Annotated in this window: 18 protein-coding genes and 1 other RNA gene; 12 read left to right on the forward strand and 7 right to left on the reverse strand. The window is 66.4% G+C overall.

Features of this window, described 5'->3' with window-relative positions; all coding sequences use genetic code 11:
• Positions 1-516: 516 nt before the first annotated feature.
• Together alr and ACZZ0O_RS02260 are read right to left on the reverse strand one after the other, a co-directional pair.
• The gene (gene alr / locus ACZZ0O_RS02255) at positions 517-1,602 is read right to left on the reverse strand and encodes an alanine racemase (protein ID WP_463592098.1); all 1,086 of its coding nucleotides are present in this window, start codon (positions 1,600-1,602) and stop codon (positions 517-519) included.
• Positions 1,602-2,891: a D-amino acid dehydrogenase gene (locus ACZZ0O_RS02260; RefSeq protein ID WP_055847919.1), complete on the reverse strand. Its 1,290-nt coding sequence runs from the start codon at positions 2,889-2,891 to the stop codon at positions 1,602-1,604. Before ACZZ0O_RS02260 ends, alr begins: the two co-directional genes overlap by 1 nt.
• 147 nt (positions 2,892-3,038) lie before the next feature.
• Here ACZZ0O_RS02260 and ACZZ0O_RS02265 point away from each other — a divergent pair, with 147 nt between their 5' ends.
• Positions 3,039-3,518 (forward strand): Lrp/AsnC ligand binding domain-containing protein, encoded by a 480-nt coding sequence (locus ACZZ0O_RS02265; protein WP_005992148.1) that lies wholly within the window; start codon positions 3,039-3,041, stop codon positions 3,516-3,518.
• A 389-nt stretch (positions 3,519-3,907) separates the two neighbouring features.
• Here ACZZ0O_RS02265 and ACZZ0O_RS02270 read toward each other — a convergent pair whose 3' ends face one another.
• On the reverse strand, positions 3,908-4,336 hold the full coding sequence (locus ACZZ0O_RS02270) for a hypothetical protein (RefSeq protein WP_311238827.1): 429 nt from the start codon (positions 4,334-4,336) through the stop codon (positions 3,908-3,910).
• A gap of 584 nt (positions 4,337-4,920) precedes the next feature.
• On the opposite strand from ACZZ0O_RS02270, the gene msrB reads away from it, so the two are divergent.
• From msrB to ACZZ0O_RS02305, 7 genes are all read left to right on the forward strand, one after another.
• Entirely contained in the window at positions 4,921-5,385 is a 465-nt protein-coding gene (gene msrB, locus ACZZ0O_RS02275) for a peptide-methionine (R)-S-oxide reductase MsrB (protein ID WP_463592099.1), read from the forward strand.
• A gap of 167 nt (positions 5,386-5,552) precedes the next feature.
• Positions 5,553-5,732, forward strand: coding sequence for a hypothetical protein (locus tag ACZZ0O_RS02280; RefSeq protein WP_463592100.1), 180 nt, complete (start codon positions 5,553-5,555; stop codon positions 5,730-5,732).
• Between the two features lie 97 nt (positions 5,733-5,829).
• Complete coding sequence (motA, locus tag ACZZ0O_RS02285) at positions 5,830-6,684, forward strand: flagellar motor stator protein MotA (RefSeq protein WP_055847909.1); 855 nt, start codon at positions 5,830-5,832, stop codon at positions 6,682-6,684.
• Between the two features lie 10 nt (positions 6,685-6,694).
• On the forward strand, positions 6,695-7,876 hold the full coding sequence (gene motB, locus ACZZ0O_RS02290) for a flagellar motor protein MotB (protein WP_463592101.1): 1,182 nt from the start codon (positions 6,695-6,697) through the stop codon (positions 7,874-7,876).
• A 205-nt stretch (positions 7,877-8,081) separates the two neighbouring features.
• On the forward strand, positions 8,082-8,663 hold the full coding sequence (locus ACZZ0O_RS02295) for a hypothetical protein (protein WP_463592102.1): 582 nt from the start codon (positions 8,082-8,084) through the stop codon (positions 8,661-8,663).
• Positions 8,664-8,671: 8 nt separating this feature from the next.
• Positions 8,672-8,956 (forward strand): DUF4031 domain-containing protein, encoded by a 285-nt coding sequence (locus ACZZ0O_RS02300; protein WP_463592103.1) that lies wholly within the window; start codon positions 8,672-8,674, stop codon positions 8,954-8,956.
• Positions 8,957-9,396: 440 nt separating this feature from the next.
• On the forward strand, positions 9,397-10,083 hold the full coding sequence (locus ACZZ0O_RS02305; RefSeq protein ID WP_463592537.1) for a response regulator transcription factor: 687 nt from the start codon (positions 9,397-9,399) through the stop codon (positions 10,081-10,083).
• On the opposite strand, the gene ACZZ0O_RS02310 is transcribed toward ACZZ0O_RS02305, so the two are convergent.
• A complete protein-coding gene (locus ACZZ0O_RS02310) occupies positions 10,065-11,441 on the reverse strand; it encodes a sensor histidine kinase (protein ID WP_463592104.1) in 1,377 nt (458 codons plus the stop codon). The two genes, ACZZ0O_RS02305 and ACZZ0O_RS02310, sit on opposite strands and share 19 nt — an antisense overlap.
• A 230-nt stretch (positions 11,442-11,671) precedes the next feature.
• Here ACZZ0O_RS02310 and ACZZ0O_RS02315 point away from each other — a divergent pair, with 230 nt between their 5' ends.
• The 3 genes from ACZZ0O_RS02315 to ACZZ0O_RS02325 all read left to right on the forward strand — a co-directional run bounded on the left by ACZZ0O_RS02315 (position 11,672) and on the right by ACZZ0O_RS02325 (position 16,324).
• Complete coding sequence (locus tag ACZZ0O_RS02315) at positions 11,672-14,119, forward strand: YadA family autotransporter adhesin (RefSeq protein ID WP_463592105.1); 2,448 nt, start codon at positions 11,672-11,674, stop codon at positions 14,117-14,119.
• Positions 14,120-14,181: 62 nt separating this feature from the next.
• Positions 14,182-16,086 carry a S8 family peptidase gene (locus tag ACZZ0O_RS02320; RefSeq protein ID WP_463592106.1) on the forward strand — a complete coding sequence of 635 codons (1,905 nt, stop codon included), beginning with the start codon at positions 14,182-14,184 and terminating at the stop codon, positions 16,084-16,086.
• A gap of 162 nt (positions 16,087-16,248) precedes the next feature.
• Positions 16,249-16,324: non-coding RNA, sX9 sRNA (locus tag ACZZ0O_RS02325), on the forward strand.
• Positions 16,325-16,328: 4 nt separating this feature from the next.
• On the opposite strand, the gene ACZZ0O_RS02330 is transcribed toward ACZZ0O_RS02325, so the two are convergent.
• On the reverse strand, positions 16,329-16,880 hold the full coding sequence (locus tag ACZZ0O_RS02330) for a DUF6630 family protein (RefSeq protein ID WP_055847893.1): 552 nt from the start codon (positions 16,878-16,880) through the stop codon (positions 16,329-16,331).
• Between the two features lie 164 nt (positions 16,881-17,044).
• Between ACZZ0O_RS02330 and ACZZ0O_RS02335 the strand changes: the two genes are divergently transcribed.
• Complete coding sequence (locus ACZZ0O_RS02335; RefSeq protein ID WP_055847890.1) at positions 17,045-17,311, forward strand: DUF3297 family protein; 267 nt, start codon at positions 17,045-17,047, stop codon at positions 17,309-17,311.
• Positions 17,312-17,764: 453 nt separating this feature from the next.
• Here ACZZ0O_RS02335 and ACZZ0O_RS02340 read toward each other — a convergent pair whose 3' ends face one another.
• Together ACZZ0O_RS02340 and ACZZ0O_RS02345 are read right to left on the reverse strand one after the other, a co-directional pair.
• Complete coding sequence (locus ACZZ0O_RS02340; RefSeq protein WP_463592107.1) at positions 17,765-18,526, reverse strand: ABC transporter permease; 762 nt, start codon at positions 18,524-18,526, stop codon at positions 17,765-17,767.
• On the reverse strand, positions 18,523-19,467 hold the full coding sequence (locus tag ACZZ0O_RS02345; protein ID WP_055847885.1) for an ABC transporter ATP-binding protein: 945 nt from the start codon (positions 19,465-19,467) through the stop codon (positions 18,523-18,525). Before ACZZ0O_RS02345 ends, ACZZ0O_RS02340 begins: the two co-directional genes overlap by 4 nt.
• Between the last annotated feature and the right edge of the window lie 59 nt (positions 19,468-19,526).

Raw genomic sequence — 19,526 nt, forward strand, 5'->3', positions numbered from 1 at the left:
TACTTCGGTAGAGGGGTTGAGGTGAGGGGACGAGCGAAGCGCGCGTATCGCCCAGCCTGCACGAGGCTTCGCCCGTCCCCTCATCCGGCGCTGCGCGCCACTTTCTCCCGCCCGGCGGGAGAAGGATAAGCAGTCGAGCTGCCGCTCAGGCCCCTCTCCCCGCGGGAGAGGGGTTGGGGTGAGGGGACGAGCGAAGCACTCGTATCGCACGGCCTGCAGGAGGCTTCGCCCGTTCCCTCATCCGGCGCTGCGCGCCACCTTCTCCCGCCCGGCGGGAGAAGGGCAAGCAGTCGAGCTGCTGCTCAGGCCCCTCTCCCCGCGGGAGAGCGAAGCACTCGTATCGCCCAGCCTGCACGAGGCTTCGCCCGTCCCCTCATCCGGCGCTGCGCGCCACCTTCTCCGGCCCGGCGGGAGAAGGGCAAGCGGTCGAGCTGCTGCTTGAAGCCCCCCTCATCTCCTCTCATCTCCTCTCCTCTCGGGAAAGGGTTGGGGTGAGGGGCGAAGCACTCGTGTCGTTCACACTGCTGCAGCCTCGTCCACATATACCCGGGGCACGCGTTTGAGTCCGCATAGCAACTGATACGCGCTGACGTTGCACTGCGTCGCCAGCGGGCTGACGCGTGGCGCATCGCCCCAGAGCTGGACGCTGGCACCGATGTCGGCCTGCGGGTGATCGGTGAGGTCCACGGTGAGCATGTCCATCGACACGCGCCCGATCAGCGGGCACACCTGGCCATCCACCAGCACCGGGGTGCCGTTGGGCGCGAACTGCGGGTACCCGTCGGCATAGCCCATCGCCACCACGCCCACGCGCGTCGGCCGCTCGGCCACGAAGCGCGCGCCATAGCCCACCGGCTCGCCAGCCGGCAGGTCGCGCACCGAGATGATGCACGAGCGCAGCGTCATCACCGGGCGCAGTTGCGCGGTGATTTCGGTGTCCTGCGGGAACGGGTTCGCGCCGTACAGCATCAGGCCCGGGCGCGACCAATCGTTGCGCAGCGCCGGCCAGCCCAGCAGGCCGGGCGAATTGCGAATGCTGGTTTCCGCACGCATGCCGCCAGCGGTGAGCGCGAACGCCACCGCCTGCTCGTCGGTACGGCTGCATTCCAGCTCGTCGGCGCGCGCCAGATGCGTCATCAACACCAGCGAGGCGATCTGCGGCAGCCCGCGCAGACGCAACCAGGCGGCGCGAAAATCCTCCGGCGACAGCCCCAGCCGGTGCATGCCGCTGTCCAGCTTCAGCCAGATACGCAACGGGCGCGGGCTTTGAAACTCGGCCAGAGCGCGTACCTGTTGCGGCGTGGCTACCACCGTCCACAGATCATGCTCGGCGATCAGGCGCAGCTCGTCCTGCTCGAAAAAACCTTCCAGCAGCAGGATCGGCGCGCGGATGCCGGCCTGGCGCAGTTCCAACGCTTCTTCGATGCACGCCACCGCAAAGCCGTCGGCCTCCGGCTCCAGCGCCTGCGCGCAGCGCACAGCGCCGTGCCCGTAGGCATCGGCCTTGACTACCGCCAGCGCCTTGCCGCCGCCCAGCTGCTTGGCCAGGCGGTAGTTGTGACGCAATGCATCCAGATCGATCGACGCTTGCGCAGGACGCACTACGCGGCCTCCCGCTGCGGGCGCTGGCTGCGCGTGGACAGGTAGCGGAATACGTCCAGGCCCTCGGTATCGATCTCGGGCGTGCGGCCCTGCATCAGGTCGGCCAGGTAACGGCCGGAGCCGCAGGCCATGGTCCAACCCAGCGTGCCATGGCCGGTATTGAGGAACAGGTTGGCGTACGGGGTGGCGCCCACCACCGGGGTGCCGTCTGGCGTGGCCGGGCGCAGGCCGGTCCAGAACTCGGCCCGGGCCAGATCGCCGCCGCCGGGATACAGGTCGTTGACCACCATTTCCAGGGTGGCGCGACGGCGCGGGTTCAACGACAGGTCGAAACCGGCCACCTCGGCCATGCCGCCGACGCGGATACGGTCGTCGAAGCGGGTCAGCGCGATCTTGTAGCTTTCGTCCAGCACCGTGGAGGTCGGCGCGCGCGCGGCATCGACGATCGGGATCGTCAGCGAATAGCCCTTGAGCGGGTAGACCGGCAGATGCAGGCCGAGCGAGAGCAGCAGGTCGGCCGAATAACTGCCCAGCGCCAGCACGTAGCGGTCGGCGGTGTCGAGACGGCCATCGATCTGCACGCCGGTGACGCGGCCGCCGCTGTGTTCCAGGCGCTCGATCTGCTGCCCATAACGGAACTCCACCCCCGCCTGCGCAGCCAGCTCGGCCAGGCGTTGGGTGAACAGGCGGCAGTCGCCGGTCTGGTCTTCGGGCAGGCGCAGCGCGCCGGCCATCTGCGCACCACCGCCGGCCAGGCCGGGCTCGAACTGCGCGATCTGCGCCGGGCTCAGCAGCTCGTACGGCACCCCGTATTGGGCCAGGATCTCGATGTCCTGTGCGGCGGCGTCCAGTTGCTGCTGGGTACGGAACAACTGGGTGGTGCCGAGCTGGCGGCCTTCGAATTCGATGCCGGTGCTGGCCCGCAGCGCGTTCAAGCAGTCGCGGCTGTAGTCGGACATGCGCACCATCCGCGCCTTGTTCACCGCGTAGCGCTCGGCGGTGCAATTGCGCAGCATCTGGCTCAGCCACGTCAGCTGGCGCAGGTCGCGGGTGGGGCGGATCGACAGCGGCGCATGCTGCTCGAACAACCACTTCATCGCCTTGCCCGGCACACCCGGCGCGGCCCACGGGGAGGTGTAGCCGAACGAGAGCTGGCCGGCGTTGGCATAGCTGGTTTCCAGCGCAGACGCCGGCTGGCGGTCGACCACGGTGACCTCGCAGCCCGCCTGGGCCAGATACCACGCGGTGGTGGTGCCGATGACGCCGCTACCGAGAATGAGCACCCGCATGTCGCTCTCCTGAAAGGGTATTCCCCCACAAGCACGCGCCGGGGGAGACAGTTAGACGCAGTATATTGCGATCCAGGCAGTGCGATTTCTGGAATCGACTCGCCTTTGCAGTGAAACTTCCTGTCAAAGCTTGTGGAGACAAACCCCATGGCCACCCGCGCGCGCGAGCTGGACAAGATCGACCGCAAGATCCTGCGCATCCTGCAGCAGGAAGGGCGGATTTCATTTACCGAACTGGGCGAACGGGTCGGCCTGTCGACCACGCCGTGCACCGAGCGCGTGCGCCGGCTGGAGCGCGACGGCGCCATCACCGGCTACTACGCGCGGCTGGACCCGCACTATCTCAAGGCCAGCCTGCTGGTGTTCGTGGAAATCAGTCTGGCCTACAAATCCGGCGACATCTTCGAAGAGTTTCGCCGCGCCGCGTTGAAGCTGCCCAACGTGCTGGAGTGCCATCTGGTGTCCGGCGATTTCGATTACCTGCTCAAGGCCCGCATCAGCGAAATGGCGTCCTATCGCAAGTTGCTGGGCAGCACCCTGCTCACCTTGCCGCATGTGCGTGAATCCAAGAGCTACATCGTGATGGAAGAGGTCAAGGAGACGCTGGCGTTGCCGATTGAGGGCTGAGATTCGGGATTGGGGATTGGGGATTGGGGATTCGAAAGTGCGGCTCACGAGGCCCGGTGGCAAGGCGGGTGGAGCGGCGGCTGGCTCGGCTCGGCTTGGTGCTTGGTGCTTGGTGCTTCGTGTTTGGTGCTTCGTGCTTCGTGTTTGGTGCTTCGTGCTTGGTGCTTGGTGTTTGGTGTTTGGTGTTTGGTGCTTCGTGCTTCGTGCTTCGTGTTTGGTGTTTGGTGTTTGGTGGCTGGCGGCAGATGTGCGGGGAGTGTGTCGGCTGAGCATCTGCCTGCTGGATGGCCGCTGATGCGATAAGCACAGTCACCCTGCGGCGCTGACCACGTTGCCACTGCATGCCGGCGCTGCCGCTGGCTGACAGTCGGCAGGCACCACTGCCGCCGTCAGCGCACCACGCGCATGCCGTCGCCGGCCGGGACTGCGTCGTAGTAGCGCCCGGTTTTGGTATCCAGCACCCGGTTGGGGCCGGCCGGCTGCATGCCTTGCAGCAGACGCCCGTTACGGTCGTAGACCATAGGCGTGGCGGTCGGTACCTGACTGCCCGCTGGCGCAACCGGCGTTGCGGCCGGGCCACGCGTGGGGATGCTGGGAGCGGCCGGGCGCTGGCTCAGCTGTGACGGCACCGGGCTCAACGCATTGGATGGCTGCAGCGCGCGCGGCGGCGCCACCTTGGGCTGCGCGGGGGCCGGCGTCGCGATGGGCTGCAGCGTGTTCGATGAGCGCGTGCTGGTGGCGGACTGCGCGAGGGCAGCGCCGGCAATACCGAGCAGGGCGCAGGCCATCAGGGCGCGCGTGGAAGGATGGATCGCCATGTCAGCCGCCGCAGTGAGTAAGGACACTCACGGAGTGGGGGCGCCACCTTTGCGTGGCAATGGATGTGCCCGGCCGGCACATGAACGTCAGTGCTCGACGAACCATCCAGGTGCCGGGAAACGGACCTATCCGGGCGCGAAATAGAGGTGTCTGCGGCAGCGGATCCCGATCAGGCATGGGAACCACCGTTGGCAGACCCCCGGTGCTCACTGTTCCATCCCTTGTCGGCAATGCTCCCCTGCCCCGCAAGCGCTCCGCAGGTGCGCATTGCCGCTCCGACAGTTCGGCAAAACGACCGATGCAACCACGCCGATTCCCGCAGGTCTGCGCGAAGACTCGGCAAGCGTGTGCCCTCGCCTGGGAGCGCCTGCGGGGCAGCGGCGGGCGGTGAACGGGTCGGCCAGCGTTGTACTCCCCGCTCCCCGTTCCCCGTTCCCCGTTCCCCGTTCCCCGTTCACCGTTCACCGTTCACCGTTCACCGGTCGCTGGTCGTCGCCAGCCAACACGGTTGAACCGGGCCCGCCGTGCCCATATCACCTGTGCAGACGCCGGTACGTCGCCAGCGCGCGCATGCGAGAGCCCTATGAGCCAGTTCGACCTGACCCCTCCCTCCCCCGCCCAGCGTGATGCCTTGATCGCCGGGCTCAGCGACGAGGAACAGCGCGTGCTGCTGCACCATGGCACCGAGGCGCCGTTCTGCGGGGTCTTCCTGGACAACAAGCTCGACGGGGTCTACACCTGCCGGCTGTGCGGGTTGCCGCTGTTCCGCTCCAGCGCCAAGTTCGAATCCGGCACCGGCTGGCCGAGCTTCTTCGCACCCTACGATGTCGCCCATGTGCGCGAAATCCGCGATGTCAGCTACGGCATGATCCGCAGCGAAATCGTCTGCGCACGCTGCGATAGCCACCTGGGGCATGTGTTCCCGGACGGCCCGCCGCCGACCGGCGAGCGGCATTGCCTCAACTCGGTGTCGCTGGGCTTTACCGAAAACGGCCAGGCGCTGCCCAACCCGCTGCATCGCGATGGCGCCGAGGCACAGCCGGCCTGATGGAAGCGACGGGTCCGGGAGCGTGGCTGAGGCAATGCCGCATCCCGGCTGGTGCCGACCGCAGCTAGCACCACGCCGGCCTCTGATGCCACACACCTCGCAGACGCAGTGGGCTGGCGCTGCGGCGAGCGGGCGATCGCCGCCCGCTTCGATCCGGCCACCGGGCGGTGCGGCTGATCTTCGCCGGCCGCATGCTGGTCCTGCCCGGTACCCAGGCCGCCTCCGGCACGCGGTTTGCCGACGCCCAGGGCAATCGATTCCGGGAATATGCCGGCGACACGCCGCTGTCGCTGACGGGCGGCGATGCGCTGAAATGCGTGCATGAGGCCGCCACGACAATCGGCTGAGCGTTCAGTTACAGCGCACATCTTCACGCCGTGCACTTCAAGAATCCGCCGCGCAAGCCGAAACAACTAGCACTCCCAGCTTGCTTCCGGCTTCGCCATGCTCATCATCGTTGGCTTCATTGTTGTCATCGTCAGCGTCCTCGGCGGCTACGTGCTGTCGCACGGAAAGCTGGGCGCGTTGTGGCAGCCGTACGAACTGATGATCATCGGCGGCGCGGCATTGGGCGCGTTCCTGGTTAGTACGCCGGCCAAGATCGTCAAGGAGACCGTCGCCGACGTGCTGGGCGTGTTCAAGGGTCCGCGCTACAAGTCCGACGACTACAAGGACACCCTGAGCCTGATCTACGAGCTGCTGAACAAGGCGCGTCGCGATGGGTTCATGGCGCTGGAAGACCATGTCGAAAAACCGCAGGACAGCACCATCTTCGGCAACTACCCCAAGGTGGTGGCCGACCATCACCTGCTGGACTTCATCACCGACTGCCTGCGCCTGATGATCGGCAGCAACATCGAGCCGCACGAACTGGAACCGCTGCTCGAACTGGAGCTGGAAAAGCACCACCACGAAGCGATGGCGCCATCGCATGCGCTGAGCAAGGTGTCCGACGGCCTGCCCGGCTTCGGCATCGTGGCTGCGGTGCTCGGCATCGTGATCACCATGGGGTCGATCGGCGGCCCGATCGAAGAGATCGGCCACCACGTCGGCGCCGCGCTGGTCGGCACCTTCCTGGGCATCCTGCTGGCCTATGGCTTCGTGGCGCCGCTGTCGGCGGCGATGGAAGCGCGCGCCGATCAGGACGGGCGCATGTACGAAGCGGTCAAGACCGCGCTGCTGGCCTGCCTGCGCGGCTACAACCCGAAGATTGCACTGGAATTTGCGCGCAAGACCCTGCCGTCCAATGTGCGCCCGAGTTTCGGCGATTTCGAAATGCACCTGAAGACGATCAAGTAGGACCGCGGTCATGGCCGAGGGCAAATCCACCGTCGTCATCCGACGGGTCAAGAAGGTGCAGGGCGGCGGCCATCATGGCGGCGCCTGGAAAGTGGCGTTTGCCGACTTCGTGACCGCGATGATGGCCTTCTTCCTGGTGTTGTGGCTGATGGCCGCCACCACCAAGGAACAGCGCGCGGCGATCTCCGAATATTTCCGCAACCCCAGCCCATTGTCCGGCAAATCGCCAGCGCCTTCGCCCGGCATGAACGGCCCCGGTGGCGCCAGCACCTCGATGATCAAGCTCGGCGGTACCGCCGACATGGCCAAGGGGCAAAAGGACGAGATGGGCCGCAAGCGCGACAACGCGGCCGATACCGACGTGGACAGCCGCGCCAAGGACAAGAAGCGCCTGGAAGCGCTGATGCAGGACCTCAAGGAAGCCATCGACAAGAGCCAGGCGCTGGAGCCGTTCAAGGACCAGTTGCTGCTGGACCTCACACCCGATGGCCTGCGCATCCAAATCGTGGACAAGCAGAACCGCCCGATGTTCGACATCGGCCGCGACCAGCTCAAGCCGTACACGGTGGACATCCTGCGTGAGCTGTCCAGCTTCATCAATCAGGTGCCCAACCACATCAGCATCACCGGCCATACCGACACCACCGCCTACAGCAGCGATGCCGGCTACACCAATTGGGAACTCAGCGCCGACCGTGCCAACGCCGCGCGGCGTGCGCTGGTGGTTGGTGGCATGTCCGATGCCAAGGTGACCCGCGTTGTCGGGTTGTCGTCATCGGTGCTGTTCGACAAGACCGACCCGCAGAACCCGATCAACCGCCGCATCAGCATCGTGGTGATGACCCAAGACGCCGAACAGGCGGCGCTGGCCGGCGCCGGACAGGGCGTGGCGCTGGGCAAGTCGGTACACGACGCCGACACCCAGGTGCCGGACCTCAGCGCCGCTGCTACTGCCGGCACGGCCACGGTGGGCGCGCCAGCAGCCGGTGCTGCGCCGGCTGCGTCGGCCACGACGCCGCCCGCTGCAGCAAAGGGCGCCGCGGGGGCGACTCCGGTGCCGGCCAGCACGGCCGCTGCACGCCCGGCCGCACCGCGGATGTCGTCCAGCGCGCAGGTGGCTTCGGCCGCTGCGCTCGCCAAGGCGGCCGAAGCGGCGGTGGCCGCGCCGCGAGTGGCGGTGGAGGGGCAGTGATTGGCGCTGGGGAGCAGTGATTGGCGCTGGGGATTCGGGATTGACCAGGTCTGCGGGATTCGGGATTTGAGCTCCAGAATTTGCCAAGCAATCGCACCTGGAGCGGGGACTCCGCCTGGCCCGTGACCCCGCCGATTCCCGCGACTCATCGCATCGTGCGGCGCACGTTCTAGAATGGCCGGCCATTCCCAGCGTCGAGAACACCGTGTCCCGCAATTCCAAGGCCAAGCGCGACAAGCGCAAGAAGCAGCTCCCCAAGCGCCCCATCGTCCGTCTGGGCCAGGCGCCCCAGGTCACCAACCACGCCGTGCTGCAGGACGCCGACGGCCGTGTCGTGGCAGCGATCGGTCTGCAGGGTAGCAGCGAGTGGATGCTGTCGATCGGTGGCCAGACCATGGGCAGCGCCGACAACCCGGTTCCGATGCTGGCCATGCTCAAGCACCTGGCCAATCTGCAGGAAGCCGAAGGCAAGACCATCTCGCTGGAATATTCGACCCAGCTGCAGCAGATGATCGACGACCTGGCCGCCGAAGAAGGCCAGACCGCCGAGGAATATCTGACCGCGCTGGTGGCCGAATTCCAGAACGCCGATGCCGATGAAGACGGCGAGGCAGAAGACGCAGCCGACGATGCCGGCACCGACGCCGTTGCAGAAGAGGCGGCTGGCGACGACGCTGCCAGCGACGACGACAGCGCGGCAGACGCAGACGCCAGCTCCGATGCCGCAACGGACGACGCCGACGGCGAGAACGCCGCTAAAAAGCCGAAGAAATCCAAGAAGGCCTGATCCGGCCGATGGCTGTCTACATCGACGATGCGGTGCATCTGTGGCGCGACCAGCGCTGGGCGCACCTGCTCGGCGACACGCTGGACGAGCTGCATGCCATGGCGGCGCGGTTGGGCATTCCCCGCCGCGCCTTCCAGAACAAACTCAGCGGTGCGCACTACGACGTGCCCGCATCGCTACGCCTGGAGGCCATCGCCCTGGGCACCCTTCCCATTTCCCGCCATACCGACCGCGCACTGCTCAAGGCGCTGATCGCCAATGCACGTGCGCAGGCGCGCGGTGAGGTGCCGTAGCGCCGATCCAGCGATCGCGCCAGTTACGCGACAGGCACGCACCGCCGAATACGCATGGCCGCAGCCATCGCGCCAAGCGCGTAACGCTGTGCGTTGGCGGGCAGCAGCACGCCGGCGTTTCCAGGTGTTGCAGCGCCACATCAAACCGCAAGCCGCACACCTAACGCCGCAGAAAGCAGCGAGCAGCGCAGATCAGCACGATGATGCAACCAACGCGAGTCGCGCGCAGGCGAAACACGCATAGCGCTGCAACTGCGCATCATGCTCGCGCATACAACGCATGCATCTTTGCAACCCGATGACGCCTGTGGCGCACACACCCGTGTGACCGGCAAAGCCGCTTCCGTGCCCACGCACAAGCCTGTCACTATCGAAGCGACCCATCTTCCGGAGCCGTTGCATTGTCTGTTCGCGTCCCGCCCTCCGAGCTGCCGTCCATGTTGCGCGTCGCCGTTCTTGAAGACGACGATGTTCTGCGCGAAGAAATCCTGATTCCCGGCCTGCAGGAGTTCGGATTCGTCGTCAGTGGCGCCGGCACCGCCGGAGCGCTGTACCGGCTGATGCTGGAGCAGACCTTCGACATGGTGGTGCTGGACCTTGGGCTTCCGGACGAGAGCGGCCTGAGCGTGGTCGCGCATCTGCGTTCGCTGTTCACTGGCCTGGGCATCGTGGTGCTCACCGGCAACCGCGGCCGCTCGGACCACGTGCATGCGCTGAGCAGTGGCGCCGACGCGTTCCTGCGCAAACCCGCCGACCCGGAGATCCTGGCGCTGACGCTGCGCAATCTGTCGCGGCGCTTGCGCCCGGCCGATGCCAGCAGCGCGGAAAAACCGGCGTGGCGCCTGGAATCGGATGGCTGGTGCCTGGTCGCGCCGGATGCGCGGATTGTCGTCCTGACCTCGCTCGAGCGCTGCCTGATGGGTTGCCTGGATGCACAGCGCGGCCAAGCGGTGGAGCGCGATGCGCTGGTGTCGGCATTGGAAGAGTGCGTCGGCGATTTCGACCTGCATCGGTTGGAGATGCTGATCCATCGCCTGCGGCGCAAGGCCGCGCGCATCACTGCAGCGGATGCGCCGGCGTTTCCGCTGCTGTCCTCGCGCGGAATGGGTTATTTGCTGGCTAGCTGATCGGCACGACTCGCTCGCTCCGGCGGCGCCGCAGCCGGTAACAACAGTCGGATACAGGCACCATCGCCCGTGTTGCCGACCTCCACACGCCCGCCGGCGGCGATAACGATTTCGTTCACCACCGACAGCCCCAGACCGGTGCCCTTGCCGGCCGGTTTGGTGGTGTAGAACGGCTCCAAAATGCGCGCCAACAACTGCTCGGGAATCCCCGGGCCGGTGTCCGAGAACTGCAGCACCACCATGCCGGCCTGCTGCTCGCCGTCGATGCGGAACAGCCCCTGCCCGTCCATCGCATCGCGCGCATTGGCGGCGATGTTGAGCAGCGCCAGTTCCAGTTCGTCCAGATCCATCGCGATCCACAGCGGCGGCCCCGGCGCAATGCCTTGCAGGCGGATCTCGTGGCCGAACAGTTGCCTGAGCGTGGGTTCGATCTCCAACAGCGCGTGGCGCGCATCGAATAGGCGCGCAATGCCGGGTTCGGCACGGCCGAAATTGAGAATCCTGCGACTGACAGTCAGCGCGCGGCGCGATGCGGCTTCGATGTTTTCCAGCGTCTTGAGCAACGGCGCCTCGCCACGGCCTTCCAGCGCATCGCGACGCTGCGCAAAGCCGATGATCACGTTGATCAGATTATCGAAATCGTGCGCAACACCGGAGGCCAGGCGTCCCAGCGCTTCCATCTTCTGCGTGTGCAGCAGCTGCTCCTGCACCCGCTCGCGCTCTGCCATTTCGCGCACCAGCTTGCGGTTCACCGCTTCGAGTTCGCGGCGGCGGCGCTCCGATTCCACCAGGCTGTCGCGCAGCGCGGCGATGGTGCGATCGAGCATCAAGGTGATCAGCAGATACACCACAACCGTCAGCAGTCCCAGCCCGACATTGCCCCATGTCGAACGCGATGGCGGGAACCACAGCAATTGCGCGGCCAGCGCCATTGCGCACACCATCGCCAGCAGCGCAAACACGCGCCATAGATTGCGCCGACCGAGCACCATGCCGGCGAGCACCAACGCAATCACCGGCATCGGATTGGTCAGCAGGTCGAAGATGTCGACCCGCACGTAAGTGACGAAAGTGCCGAGCAACGCGGCGGCAATGAAGACCTTGACGCCTGCCGCACTGCGGCCGCGCCGGATCATCGGCACGCCCGCCAGCGCGCCGAACGCGGTGAGCACAGTCCCGGCCAACGCGCAGGCCAGATCGGGCCTGGCCTGCAAGCGGCTCAATCCCGCGACGTAGAGAAAAAATCCGACATCGCCCAGGTTGTACAGCGCGATGGCGATCAGCAGCAGCTGCAGGAAGGCCACCTGCCGTCGGTCGATCGGCTCCTCGCGCCAGCGCGTGGCCAACCAACGCGACACGAACCTGGATTTTGCGGCAGACAGCATCACGACAGGACGTCTTTGAGTGTTTTTGCATCCTCACATTCGTGGTGAGTGGATGCAATCGTGGCTTGGTGACACGTGGCGGAGCCCATGACTATGTTGCGTTGTCCCGCAACATGAAATGTACGGAATTCCAAGACACGTGGGGATGTCTGGGAGCCGATGTGCAGCGGTCGACCACTCCATCCACGCGCCAGGGAATCTCCATGAGCCAGATTGATCGCTTCTCGAACCGGGCCTGCGCCCGGCACGCGACCACCACCGCGCCGCACCCCCATGCCGGCACACGTCCGCAGCGCGTGCTGCTGCATGCTGCGGTCCTGACCGCGCTGCTGCTCAGCAGTAGCGCGGTGATGGCGCAGGTCGCCACCCCGCAGGTCGGCGCTGCCGCCGCTGCCGCCGCTGCCGCCACCGATGGTCAGACCGGTACCGATGCATCCGCCATCGCGGCCGACCAGGACACCACGGCGCAAGCCGATGCCGACCAGGACGATGCTGCCGACACCGGCAAGCATTTCCATATCGTCGGCGGCGCCGACGCCACCACCGATGTGGGCGCGTTCGCCGCTGAGCCGTATGCAGTGGCGATCGGCGAAGCAAGCAATGCGCTCGGTGAGGGCGGCATCGCACTGGGCGCCGGTGCCACGGTCACCGAAAAGTTCGCCATTGCCGCCGGCTACGCGGCAGCGGCCACCGGCGAATCGGCGGTTGCGGTGGGTGGCACCACCGACGTGTTCGATTACGACGACGGCGGCAATATTCTCGCCGTGCACGCCGAGTCCACCGAAGCCACCGGCTTCGTCTCCACCGCGCTCGGCGGCGGCGCCAAGGCGCTGGATGCGATGACCACCGCCGTGGGCAGCGGTGCCGAAGCCAGCGTCTTCGAGGCCACTGCACTGGGACATCGCGCACGCGCACTGGAGCAGGGCGCCACCGCCATCGGTACCCGCTCGCAGGCGATCGGGCTGGGCAGCAGTGCGCTCGGCAACGGCGCACGCGCGGTCGCCGACAGTACCGTGTCCATCGGTTTCAATTCCTTGGCCAGCGGCACCGACAGCATGGCGATCGGCGGCATCAGCACCGCTGCGGAGAGCGCAGGCAACAGCATCGGGATCACGGCAGCCACCGGCACCGGCGCGGTCGCCCTGGGCGCGGGTGCGCAGACCCAGTCCGACTACGCCATCGCCATTGGCTACAACGCCAACATCTTCCCCAACCTGCCGGGCAACACCGATTCGGTGGCGATCGGCCACAGTGCCGGCTCGTTCGCGGCCAACACCGTGTCGATCGGCGGGTTCGCGTTGACCCAGGATGCCGAGTCGGTGGCGATCGGCCACCGTGCAGTGACCTACACCGCCAACAGCGTGGCACTCGGCGCCAATGCCGAAACCTCCTGGTTCAACCCCAACAGCACCGCGATCGGTGCCGACACTGAGGTCAACGGCGTCGATGCAACCGCCATCGGCTATGGCGCAAAGGTCGGCGACTGGGTCGACGATGCCTGGAACCGCTCGGCCAGCAGCGCAGTCGCATTGGGCGCGTATTCGCATGCCACCCGCAGCAATAGCGTGTCGGTGGGCGATGTCGCGTCCGGGTTGACCCGGCAGATCACCAGCGTGGCCGCCGGCAGCGAGGCCACCGACGCGGTCAACCTGGCACAGCTGCGCAGCGTGGCCACCGCCCTGGGCGCCGGCAGCGTCTTCGACCCTACCGGCAATCTGATAAGCGGCAGCTACCTGGTGCAGGGCGCGAGCTACGGCAACATCGGCGAGGCGATGGGCGCCATCGATGCGGCTTTGACCGGTTTCGATGGCCGCATCGGTGCCTTGCAGAATGTCACTGCGGGCAATGTGGCGGTCGGCGGCGGCAGCTTGGCGCCGGTGGTCGGCAGCGGCACCAATGCCGTGGCGATCGGCTCGTCCGCCACCGCCAATGGCGAGAACGGCCTGGCGGTCGGCGCCGACGCGCTGGCCTACGGCCCGCAGGACACCGCGCTCGGTGCCAATGCCAAGGTCAACGCCGACGGCAGCACCGCAGTCGGCGCCAATACGACCATCGCCACCGCCGCCACCAACGCGGTGGCCGTGGGCGAAAGCGCCAGCGTCACCGCAGCCTCGGGTACCGCGCTCGGCCAGGGCGCGCGCGTCGACGCCGATAACGCAGTCGCGCTAGGACGTGGCGCGGTGGCCGATCGCGCCAACAGCGTCTCGGTCGGCAGCGCCGGCAACGCGCGCCAGATCACCAACGTCGCTGCCGGACAAAGCGACACCGACGCCGCCAACGTGGCCCAGCTCAACGCCGGCAACAGCCGCACGCTGAGTTCGGCCAACAGCTACACCGACAGCCGGGTGTCGGCGCTGAGCGACAGCTTCACCCAATTGCGCGATGGCAGCGAACGGCGCTTTCAGACGATGGATCGCCGTATCGACCGCATCGGCGCAATGAGCGCGGCGATGCTCAACATGGGCATCAATGCTGCCGGCACCCAGAGTGCGCGCGGGCGCATAGCCGTCGGCGCCGGCTTCCAGAGCGGCGAACGCGCGCTCTCCATCGGCTACGCCAAGAAGGTGGGCGAGCGCGCCTCGTTCAGCCTCGGCGGCGCGTTCAGCGGCAGCGACTCGTCGGCAGGCCTGGGCTTCGGCGTGGACTTGTAACTCCTGCGCCGCGCCGTGCACGTCTTCCCCTTAACTCCATCGATTCTTGCGAGAGCCATCCCATGAACAACGCTTCGCTGCCGCTCAAGCCCCTGCTATTGAGCGCAATCCTGGCCACGGCCACGTTTCAGGCCCATGCGGCCACCGATCAACTCAGCCTGCGCGGCCTGCCTACGGCCACTTCCCCAACCGCACTCCCCGCCCGGCTGATCGTCAAATACAAGAGCAGCGTGCCGTCCGACAGCTCGCGCCTGTCGATCCTGTCTGCAGCCGCCAACCGCGCCGGTGTCCTGCGCGCGGCCAGCGGTGCCGCGCGTGCCACGCCGCTCAACGCACGCGTGCTGCGGCGCACCGGGACCGGCGCCAGCCTGCTGGACCTTGCGCGCACGCTCAGCAGCGCCGACCAGGCCAAGTTGCTGACCGAACTGCGCGCCGATCCACAAGTGCAATACGCCGAGTTCGATCGCATGCTGCGCGCGGTCGATGACGTAGCCGGGCCCAGGCTCAAGGCCGGTGCCGTCGCAGTGACGCCGCAGGCCACCGCCACCGCCGTAACCCCCAACGACCGCCTGTATGCCGGGTTCCAGTGGCATCTGCAGGACAGCATCGGCGGCATTCGCGCTCCACAAGCCTGGGAGAGCTCCACCGGTGCCGGCGTGGTGGTGGCGGTGCTCGACACCGGCATCCTGCCCGACCATCCGGACCTGAAGAACAACGACCACATCCTGCCGGGCTACGACTTCATCAGCAACGCGGCGATCTCCCGGCGCGACAGCGACGCCCGCGTGCCGGGCGCGTTGGACTACGGCGACTGGACCGAAGAGGACAACTTCTGCGGACTGCCGGCGCGCTCCAGTAGCTGGCACGGTACCCATACCGCGGGCACGGTCGGCGAACTCACCAACAATACGATCGGCGGCGCCGGTGCTGCCTACGACGCGCAGATCCTGCCGGTACGCGTACTCGGCCAATGTGGCGGTACCAGCTCGGACATCGCCGATGCCATGGTGTGGGCCTCCGGCGGCCATATCGACGGCGTCCCGGACAATCTCCATCCGGCCGAGGTCATCAGCCTGAGCCTGGGCGGCCCGGGCACATGCGACAGCACTACCCAGAGCGCCATCGACACAGCAGTGGCCAATGGTGCTGTGGTGGTGGTGGCGGCTGGCAACGAGGCCAGCAACGCCTCGCAGTTCAGCCCGTCGAGCTGCGGCAACGTGATTACGGTGGGCGCCACCCGCATCACCGGCGGGATCGCGTTCTACTCCAATTTCGGCAGCAGCGTGGACCTGTCCGGCCCCGGCGGCGGTGCCACCGACGACACCGGCAACGGCGGCTGGGACGGGGTGGTGCTGTCGACCGGCTATAGCGGCAAGACCACGCCGACCTCCGGCGAGTACGAATACGTCGGCTTTGCCGGCACCTCGATGGCCACGCCGCATGTGGCCGCGGTGGCCGCCCTGGTACAGAGCGCGCTGGCCGCCTCCGGCAAGACCCCGCTGGCCGCTGCGCAGATGGAAGCCATGCTGCGCCAGACTGCGCGCGCCTTCCCGGTCAGACCACCGGCCGGTCGCGCGATCGGCACCGGGATTGTCGATGCCACCGCGGCACTGGACTACGTGCAGAACAGCTGCAGCGGCAGCGTCTGCATACCGGTCACCGTGAGCCTGACCAACCGCGATGCCCTGACCGGCCAGAGCGGCGGTCAAAGCGAGGAAAAGACCTACCGCTTTACCGCCAACGCCGGCAGCGCCTTGAATGTGCTCAGCTTCGGTGGCGGCGGCAACGTCGCGCTGTATCTCAGCTACGACGTCGAGCCGACCACCAGCAGCTACCAGTTGAAATCCGCACGCACCGGCAGCGCGCAGACGCTACGGCTGACCGCACCGCAGACCGGCACCTACTACATCAAGTTGGTCGGCGGCACAGGGGGGTTCAACAACGTGTCGTTGATGGCGCGGCAGTAATCGGCAAGCGTGAATCGGCAAGCGTGCCGGAGGTGGTGCACGCCACCTCCGGCACCAGGCGTGCGGCTGGCTTGCAGCAGCTAACAAGAGGACCGTGCTCACCGCCAGGCGGGTGCGGGCGCGGTCGGTGCTCGGTGCTCGGTGCTCGGTGCTCGGTGCAGCATGGACCACGCGTAGGCTCCGGTTCCTCCACGCCGTCCACACCCGTCTGACGACTGCTCGCTACGTTGTGTTCGCCGCTCTTAGAACGCCTCGTTGCCCAGCCGCACTTCCACGTCCAGCAGCGAGGTCAGTGCCAGCATCGCCTCGTCGTCGCGACTGAGCGCGATCCAGCCGGCATAGGCATCGCCGCCGGTGTTCCAGTTCCACAGCGAATAGCCATGCTCGCGCAGGCGGTCGAACGCCACCGCCATCAGGTCGGGCACGCCAAGGCCGTTGGCGAAGTCTTCATCGTCCAGATCGCCGCCCCACGCGATGCGCAGGTTCCAGCGCGCGCTCAGTTCGTCGATGGCGGCAATGAACGAATCGGTATCCTTCCAGTCGACATAAAACCCCGAGCGCCAGTCGATCGCGTCCTTCAGCGCCCACAGCCAGGCATCGTCGCCCTCATCGTCGTCCGCCTCGGCCTGCGTTTCGCGCCAGGCGTCGAACTGCCCCAGTGCGGTGTCTTCGTCGCCCGGGTTGATCAGCACAAGCAGATTCCAGACCCGCGCCGGATGGTCGTCGACATCGTCTTCGTCGGTCTCGGGTGGCAGGCCTTCGTCGTCTTCGTAATCGGCACTGTTGTCGGGCATGGCGGTCTCGCTCAAGGATTGCAGGTGCGAAGTGTGACGCCTCACGCGGCGCAAGCAAACCGGCGGGCGAGCGCGTCTGTGGCATCAGGGCTGGTCTTCCCGGCACAGGCCCGTATCCTGTGCGGCCGAAGACGGCTATCCCGGTCCGTCATGACGCCTTTCCCATGAGCGATACCCCTCCCGATCATCTGGCCATCGACCCACGCAGCCCGTTCCACGATGCCGACGTCCTCAATCGCGGTATCGGCGTGCGCTTCAACGGGGTCGAACGCGACAACGTGGAGGAATACTCGGTGAGCGAAGGCTGGATCAAGGTGCAGGTCGGCAAGGCACGCGACCGCCGCGGCAACCCGATGACGATGAAGGTCAAGGGTGAGGTGGTGGCCTACTTCCTGGACACCAAGAGCGACGCCCAGCCTGCTGCCGAGTAAGAGCGGCCGACCACACTACTTCAAGCTGTTCTATTGCAGAGCTGCTCAGCTGCTCAGCTGCTGAGCTGCGAGTTTGCTGCAGGGCCCTTGCCCGCCCACCATCGCGGGACACGCCGTGAATCCGTCCCTGGAGGCTCTTACGCGGCATCCATGCCGCGTAAGGTCCCGCGACGGTGGGCGGGCAAGGACCAGTCGAGATGGTCGGTGTGCAAGGCTTTCAACAAAGCAACCAGCAACCTGTCTGGTGCGGTGTCCTCGCCGCTTGCGGGACCGTGTGGCGGCATGGATGCCGCCACCGAGCCCCCAGGGATGGGTTCACGGCGTGTCCCGCGAGCGGTGAGGGCACCGCGCACTCGATCCACTCAGCGTTTGACCTGGACTTCTGACGCGTTTGACCTGGACTTCCGACGGCATCCACCAGAATGCGACCGACAACACCACTGCACTCACCACTCACGCCTTGAGCCGATAACCACTACGGAAGATCGCCGCCACCACGCCCAGGCACACCACTAGAAACAGCAACGTCATGCCGGTGCTCACCGCGATATGCACGTCGGCCTTGCCGTAAAAGCTCCAGCGGAAACCGCTGATCAGATACACCACCGGGTTGAACAAGGTGACCTTCTGCCACAACGGCGGCAGCATGTTGATCGAATAGAAACTGCCGCCCAGGAAGGTCAGCGGCGTCACCACCATCAGCGGGATCACCTGCAGCTTTTCAAAGCCGTTGGCCCAGATGCCGATGATGAAACCGAACAGGCTGAAAGTCAGCGCGGTGAGCACCAGAAAGCCCAGCATCCATATCGGGTGGGCGATCTCATACGGCACGAACAGGCGCGCGGTGAGCAGGATCAACAAACCCAGCATCACCGACTTGGTCGCCGCAGCGCCCACATAGCCGATCACGATTTCCCACCACGCCACCGGCGCGGACAACACCTCGTAGATGGTGCCGGCCCAACGCGGCATGTAGATGCCAAACGAGGCGTTGGAAATGCTCTCGTTGAGCAAGGACAGCATCACCAGCCCGGGAATGATGAAGGCGCCGTAGCTGATGCCGTCGATGTCGCCCATGCGCGAGCCGATGGCCGCGCCGAAGACCACGAAATACAGCGAGGTCGAAAGCACCGGCGAGGCGATCGACTGAGTGAGCGTGCGGAAGGCGCGCGCCATTTCGAAACGATAGATCGCTGCAATCGCATGCCGGTTCATGCGCGCACCTCCGCGTTGCGTGCGCCATGCACCAGGTTGACGAAGATTTCTTCCAGCGAACTCTCGCTGGAATGCAGGTCCTTGAAGTCGATGCCGTGCTCGTTGAGTCGGCGCAGCAACGCACCGATGCCGGTCTGCTCGGCCTGGGTGTCGAAGGTGTAGATCAGGCTGTTGCCATCGGCCGACAGTTCCAGCGGCAAGTCTGCCAACGCAGCGGGCAGCGTGTGCAATGGCGATTGCAGGCTGAGCGTGAGCTGCTTTTTGCCGAGCTTGCGCATCAGCGTGTGTTTGTCTTCCACCAGCACCAGCTCGCCGCGATTGATGACGCCGACACGGTCGGCCATGTCTTCGGCCTCCTCGATGTAGTGGGTGGTCAGGATGATGGTGGTGCCCTGCTCGCGCAGGCGCCGCACCATCTGCCACATGTCGTGACGCAGTTCCACGTCCACACCGGCGGTGGGCTCGTCCAGAAACAGAATGCGCGGCTCATGCGCCAGCGCCTTGGCGATCAACACGCGCCGCTTCATGCCACCGGACAGCGTGGAAATCTTGTTGTTGCGCTTGTCCCACAGCGAGAGCTCGCGCAACACGGTTTCCAGGTACTGCGGATTTGCCGGCTTGCCGAACAGGCCGCGACTGAAACGCACCGTGGCCCACACCGTTTCGAATGCATCGGTGGCCAGTTCCTGCGGCACCAGCCCGATGCTGGCACGCGCGGCGCGATAGTCGCGCACGATGTCGTGGCCATCGGCCAGTACGCTGCCGGTGCTGGGGTTGATCAGCCCGCAGATGATGCTGATCAAGGTGGTCTTGCCGGCACCGTTGGGGCCGAGCAGCGCGAAGATTTCGCCGCGCTGGATGTCCAGATCCACCTGTTTGAGGGCCTGGAAACCGCCGGCGTAGGTCTTGCTCAATCCCTGGATGGAAACGATGGGCGTCATGGGTTTTGCACGGGAACGATAAGCGCCCAGGGTAGGCGGTGCGCCGTGACGATGGGAGG

The organism is Xanthomonas sp. AC360, assembly GCF_979258225.1.

Coding starts and splice junctions, on each gene's coding strand:
- motA (WP_055847909.1), top strand. CDS start 5,830: ATGCTCATCATCGTTGGCTTCATTGTTGTCATCGTCAGCGTCCTCGGC.
- ACZZ0O_RS02260 (WP_055847919.1), bottom strand. CDS start 2,891: ATGCGGGTGCTCATTCTCGGTAGCGGCGTCATCGGCACCACCACCGCG.
- ACZZ0O_RS02300 (WP_463592103.1), top strand. CDS start 8,672: ATGGCTGTCTACATCGACGATGCGGTGCATCTGTGGCGCGACCAGCGC.
- ACZZ0O_RS02270 (WP_311238827.1), bottom strand. CDS start 4,336: ATGGCGATCCATCCTTCCACGCGCGCCCTGATGGCCTGCGCCCTGCTC.
- ACZZ0O_RS02315 (WP_463592105.1), top strand. CDS start 11,672: ATGAGCCAGATTGATCGCTTCTCGAACCGGGCCTGCGCCCGGCACGCG.
- ACZZ0O_RS02265 (WP_005992148.1), top strand. CDS start 3,039: ATGGCCACCCGCGCGCGCGAGCTGGACAAGATCGACCGCAAGATCCTG.
- ACZZ0O_RS02320 (WP_463592106.1), top strand. CDS start 14,182: ATGAACAACGCTTCGCTGCCGCTCAAGCCCCTGCTATTGAGCGCAATC.
- ACZZ0O_RS02335 (WP_055847890.1), top strand. CDS start 17,045: ATGAGCGATACCCCTCCCGATCATCTGGCCATCGACCCACGCAGCCCG.
- ACZZ0O_RS02330 (WP_055847893.1), bottom strand. CDS start 16,880: ATGCCCGACAACAGTGCCGATTACGAAGACGACGAAGGCCTGCCACCC.
- msrB (WP_463592099.1), top strand. CDS start 4,921: ATGAGCCAGTTCGACCTGACCCCTCCCTCCCCCGCCCAGCGTGATGCC.
- motB (WP_463592101.1), top strand. CDS start 6,695: ATGGCCGAGGGCAAATCCACCGTCGTCATCCGACGGGTCAAGAAGGTG.
- ACZZ0O_RS02340 (WP_463592107.1), bottom strand. CDS start 18,526: ATGAACCGGCATGCGATTGCAGCGATCTATCGTTTCGAAATGGCGCGC.
- ACZZ0O_RS02345 (WP_055847885.1), bottom strand. CDS start 19,467: ATGACGCCCATCGTTTCCATCCAGGGATTGAGCAAGACCTACGCCGGC.